This is a genomic window from Aneurinibacillus danicus, from assembly GCF_007991215.1.
GTDB lineage: Bacteria > Bacillota > Bacilli > Aneurinibacillales > Aneurinibacillaceae > Aneurinibacillus > Aneurinibacillus danicus.
Window position 1 is genome coordinate 1 of sequence record NZ_BJXX01000226.1, and the last position, 4,741, is coordinate 4,741.

At 47.1% G+C, this 4,741-nt stretch carries 5 protein-coding genes; all 5 read right to left on the reverse strand.

Annotated features, from left to right (window positions below; all coding sequences use genetic code 11):
- Nucleotides 1-72 precede the first annotated feature (72 nt).
- A complete protein-coding gene (locus tag ADA01nite_RS20995; RefSeq protein WP_146812388.1) occupies nucleotides 73-963 on the reverse strand; it encodes a metal ABC transporter permease in 891 nt (296 codons plus the stop codon).
- Nucleotides 963-2,333: a metal ABC transporter permease gene (locus ADA01nite_RS21000; RefSeq protein ID WP_146812385.1), complete on the reverse strand. Its 1,371-nt coding sequence runs from the start codon at nucleotides 2,331-2,333 to the stop codon at nucleotides 963-965. Before ADA01nite_RS21000 ends, ADA01nite_RS20995 begins: the two co-directional genes overlap by 1 nt.
- A gap of 11 nt (nucleotides 2,334-2,344) precedes the next feature.
- Nucleotides 2,345-3,100 carry a metal ABC transporter ATP-binding protein gene (locus tag ADA01nite_RS21005; RefSeq protein WP_146812386.1) on the reverse strand — a complete coding sequence of 252 codons (756 nt, stop codon included), beginning with the start codon at nucleotides 3,098-3,100 and terminating at the stop codon, nucleotides 2,345-2,347.
- Between the two features lie 14 nt (nucleotides 3,101-3,114).
- Nucleotides 3,115-4,038 carry a metal ABC transporter solute-binding protein, Zn/Mn family gene (locus ADA01nite_RS21010; protein WP_146812389.1) on the reverse strand — a complete coding sequence of 308 codons (924 nt, stop codon included), beginning with the start codon at nucleotides 4,036-4,038 and terminating at the stop codon, nucleotides 3,115-3,117.
- Nucleotides 4,039-4,331: 293 nt separating this feature from the next.
- The gene (locus ADA01nite_RS21015) at nucleotides 4,332-4,517 is read right to left on the reverse strand and encodes a hypothetical protein (protein ID WP_146812387.1); all 186 of its coding nucleotides are present in this window, start codon (nucleotides 4,515-4,517) and stop codon (nucleotides 4,332-4,334) included.
- Nucleotides 4,518-4,741 lie beyond the last annotated feature (224 nt).

Here is a 4,741-nt window from a genome sequence, read left to right on the forward strand (position 1 = left end):
GCCATGGTGGTTTTCTGTGAAAATCAGGAGAAAAGAAAGAGGAAGAGAGGAAAGGAGAGCCAGGTCGTTTCGTTAGCTTTCCTTCTGATGTTCCTTTCGTAATGCGCGCTGTGTAAAATATCTAGAGGCTACACCGTAACGGGGAGAAAACAAAAAACTAAGAAAAAAGAGAGCGCCCGAAACAGTAACCATTGCCCCTGAAATAGAAACATCAAAATAAGCGGCGAGATTGTATCCTCCTACAGCAGACAGTACACCCAGCACAATGCTACACCCTAACATAAGATGCAGGCGATCTGTATACAGATAAGCCGTTGCTCCAGGTACAACAATCATGGCGACCACTAAAATGGCTCCTACGCTCTCGAATGCGGCAACGGTATTCATGGAGACAAGCGCCATTAGTATATAGTGAATCAATAGCACCGGAATTCCTATAGCCGCAGCCATCTGTGGATCAAACGAGGAAAGCTTAATCTCTTTATACAAGAGCCCAACAACCAGCAGAGAAAGAACAAATACGCCCCCCATCATCCATACGGCCCGCGGCATTTCAATACCGGCCAACGTCGCAACCTCCCACGGAACGTAGGCGATTTCGCCATATAGGACATGCTGCACATCCAGGTGAATATCTGAAGCATACATAGAGACAAGTACGACTCCTATGGCAAACAGTGAGGTGAAGGTGATGCCGATGGCCGCATCCGACTGCACCCCTCCCGTATGCAGCGTTTGAATCAGGAAGGAAGTGAGGAGTCCAACAATAGTTGCCCCTATCAGCATCGTCATTCCTTCCAAACTATTGCTTACCAAAAAAGCAACCACAATACCGGGTAGAACGGCATGGCTAATCGCATCCCCCAGCATGGTCATACGTCTCAGCAGAAGAAAGCAGCCGATAAAGCCGCAGGAAGCGGCGACAAGCGAACCAGTGGCCATTACCCAGAATGCGTGCGACATCATGCATCTCCTCCTCTGGAAGTAACAGCTTGATGACATTCAGTATAGGAAAGGTCTGCTCCGTATTTCACCTGTGGAAGCAGCACAGGATGGTTATGTTTTGTAAGCAGGAGTTTTAGCTCCTGTAGAATATCAGGCGATACGCAATCCTGTATCCGGTCTCCCTCCTGCTCCAACTTCACGCTGCCAAAACGTGATGGATACATTAGTATCATCTCATACAGCCTCTCATTTAGAGTAATCGCATACGCTTCATCGGCTCCCCGATCGGTTAGTGCCCATCTTTTGTTTCCCTGATTATCTTCAAGCATTTGCACCCAGCCGCGCTTCTTTAAGTAGGACAAAACACGTCTAGCTTGCCGGCTTCCCTGCGGTCGCAAATGATAAATTTCTTCTTCGCTAAATCCCCAACCGTCAGTCCGGATGCCCGATGCAGTTGTGCGTTCCGTCAAATCATACAAGGACTGCAAAATATTCTGAACAGCAACCCTGCGGCGCAGCTTCGCAGTATGCAGAGCCTTTGCCACCAATCCCTTGCGCGGAGCAAAAAACAGCGAGACGATAAACAGAAGAAAGGCCGACAGAACGATGACCGGTCCGGTAGGAAGCTGGGGCGTAAATCCGCTGAGCAAAGTGCCCACGATTCCGGAAGCCGCACCGAAAACTCCGGATATTATCACCATTCGGTGCAGCCGCTCCGTCCAATAACGGGCGGCGACCGGCGGAATAATCAGCATCGCGGCCATCAGAACCACACCTACGGCCTGCAGCCCGATAACGACGGTCAGTACAATCATCAGCATTAAAACGGTACCTAAGAATCCCATGGGAAAACCGATCCCCCGCCCGAAACCCGGATCAAAACAGAGCAATTTGAACTCTTTAAAGAGCAGGAATGAGACAATGATCAGGAAAGCAGCCACTCCCATCATTACCTCAATATCAGCCTGGACAAGGGAAGCCGCTTTTCCGAATAGAAAAGCGTCAAGACCACTCTGATTCGCTTTTCCTGTCTGTGCAATTCGGGTAAGTAGCACGGTTCCGAAACCGAAGAAAACCGATAGCACAATCCCCAGGCTGGCATCCGGCTTGATTCTTGAATATTTGGAGATGAGGCTGATGCACAACGTGCCCAGCAACCCCGAAGCGGTGGCTCCCACCATGAAAAGACCGATGCTTTTTTCTCCGTACAGCATATAAGCCAGGCAGATGCCGGGAAGCGCAGCATGAGCAACCGCATCGCCAACCAGACTATGCTTGCGCAGCAGCGCAAAGCTGCCAAGCACCCCACTGCTAATGCCCAATAGCATACATCCGGTTACCACCCATCTCGTATTTGGATCAAATAGTAAGGTAAGCAAAAACTCCATTCTGCCGCCCCCTAGCTTTTTATTCCGGCCGAAGGAACAAGTGTTTCCGTAAATGAAAGGCGGCCTCCGTATGCCTTCTGCAAATTTTCACTCGTAAACACTTCCTCTGTCGGGCCAAATGCGATTTTTCTCAAGTTAACCAGGAGAAGCCAGTCAAAGTAATCCGTCACAGTCTGCACATCATGGTGGACGACAAGAACCGTCTTACCTTGCTTCTTCAATTCGTTAAGGAGCGAAACGATGGCTCTTTCCGTCGCCGCATCTACTCCGACGAATGGTTCATCCATGAAGTATACACTTGCGTCCTGGGCCAGTGCACGGGCGAGAAAAATACGCTGCTGCTGTCCGCCGGATAACTGGCTAATCTGACGGTCGGCAAAGTCACTCATCCCTACTTTCTCAAGACATGAGAATGCAAATTCCCGATCGGCAGCACGCAGCCGCCGAAACATGCCTGCGTGTCCGTACCTGCCCATTAGTACCACATCAAGCGCACTGGTAGGGAAATCCCAATCAACCGACTCCCGCTGCGGAACATACCCGACCAGCTTCCGTTGGATTTTGTAAGGTTTTCCGTAGATGCCCACTTTTCCGGAAGCAAGCGGAACGAGACCCAAAATACCTTTGATTAATGTAGACTTACCTGCTCCGTTCGGCCCCATAATCCCAATTAACTTTCCCTCAGGTGCTTCAAAACTGATTTCGCGAAGCACCGGCTTTTTATGGTACGCAACCGTCATATTTTCTACGGTAACAGCAGACGTCATTTGCGGTTCCCCCTTTATTTCAAAGCTTTCACAATCGTATCGACATTATGGCGGACCATTCCGATGTACGTTCCTTCCTCCGTACCCGCTTCGCCCATCGCATCCGAGAATAGTTCACCGCCGACTTTTACGTCATGCCCCTTTTCCTTCGCTCCCTGAACAACGGCTTCAATAGCTTTAGGTGAAACACTGGACTCTACAAAAACGGCTTTTACCTTCTTCGTTACCAGAAGATTGACTAAATTCTGTACATCCCTCAGCCCGTACTCGGCGTCCGTGCTAATCCCCTGCAGGCCTACGACTTCCATGCCATATGCATCACCGAGGTAGCCGAACGCATCGTGAGCGGTAACGAGAACACGTGACTCCTGCGGAATAGATTGAAGCTGCACACGCGCATACTTGTCAAGCTCCTCCAGCTTCTTCAGGTACGCTGCCGCATTCTTTTCATAATCCGCTTTGTGGGCACCATCCAGCTCAATTAACCCGTCACATACACGCTCGACCGCCTGCATCCATAACTTTACATCAAACCAGATGTGCGGATCGTAATGCCCATCGAATTCTGGCGGCTCACGCAGCACTTTCTCCTCAATTTTTTCGGAAACAGCAATGGCCGGCTTCTGGCTCGCCATCCTAACAAAAATATCCGCCATCTTTCCTTCAAGATTAAGGCCGTTATAAAAAATAATGTCGGCTTTCTCTAACTTGGCAATGTCTCCCTGTGTCGCTTTATACAGATGCGGGTCAACTCCCGGACCCATTAATCCTTCCACCGCTACATGCTCGCCCCCGACATTATGCACAATGTCCGAAATCATTCCGATAGTCGCTACCGCTTGAATTTTCCCGTCTGTTTTTCCTTTCTCTTCCGTTCCCTGTACGGTCTTTTGCGGTGAACATGCCATCAGCATACCGACCATAAGAAAGAGAATCATACTCAACAAAAAATTTTTTTTAAAAATCACTTCCTCCAGCCTCCTTTTCTTTTTGCATGATCTTTTGTTTTCCCTTTATCTAATTATGTTTCTCTAAGGAAAAAGTTGCGAATTAATTAAAAAAAATAATCCTTGTACAATTATTTTGCATTAGGGAAAAACATAGCGCAATAGTATTTTTTTACCAAAGTAAGAGGCTTGACCAATAAAAGCGAAAAATCATATAGAGTTTACACAAATATAAAAAGAGCCACGACAAGCGGCTCTTTCTGGATTCACACATAAATGTGCGATTACTGCCAATAGAGAAATGTATATTCTTCTCCGTCATCATGATCTTCTTTGACCGATTTCACATTTTCGCCCAGAATAAAATCTGAAGGACTTACTTCCGATTTGTCGTTCAAGTATTGATTTTCGCCGGGAGTGAACCGGTTTGTAAGAAGCGAATCATTGTCTTTTTTCAGCTTTTTGTCCATATTTACCATCCTTTCTTAACGGTAGGATTTCACAAGCAAGCATTTTCATACGTTCACTAATCCGAAAACGAGTTATGATTCATTCAAAAAAGTTTGAGTATGTAACCACTCAAATTTTGTGTTTTCATAAGAAAAAATATTTTTGTTGTTATATTAAATGTAATATGCTATAGTTAATTAACAGTTAATCATGTATTGAAGCCTATAATTCACATGTTATCAGG

Excerpts from the sequence above, each read along its gene's own strand:
- ADA01nite_RS20995 (WP_146812388.1), bottom strand. The coding sequence starts at position 963 with ATGTCGCACGCATTCTGGGTAATGGCCACTGGTTCGCTTGTCGCCGCT.
- ADA01nite_RS21015 (WP_146812387.1), bottom strand. The coding sequence starts at position 4,517 with ATGGACAAAAAGCTGAAAAAAGACAATGATTCGCTTCTTACAAACCGG.
- ADA01nite_RS21010 (WP_146812389.1), bottom strand. The coding sequence starts at position 4,038 with ATGATTCTCTTTCTTATGGTCGGTATGCTGATGGCATGTTCACCGCAA.
- ADA01nite_RS21000 (WP_146812385.1), bottom strand. The coding sequence starts at position 2,333 with ATGGAGTTTTTGCTTACCTTACTATTTGATCCAAATACGAGATGGGTG.
- ADA01nite_RS21005 (WP_146812386.1), bottom strand. The coding sequence starts at position 3,100 with ATGACGTCTGCTGTTACCGTAGAAAATATGACGGTTGCGTACCATAAA.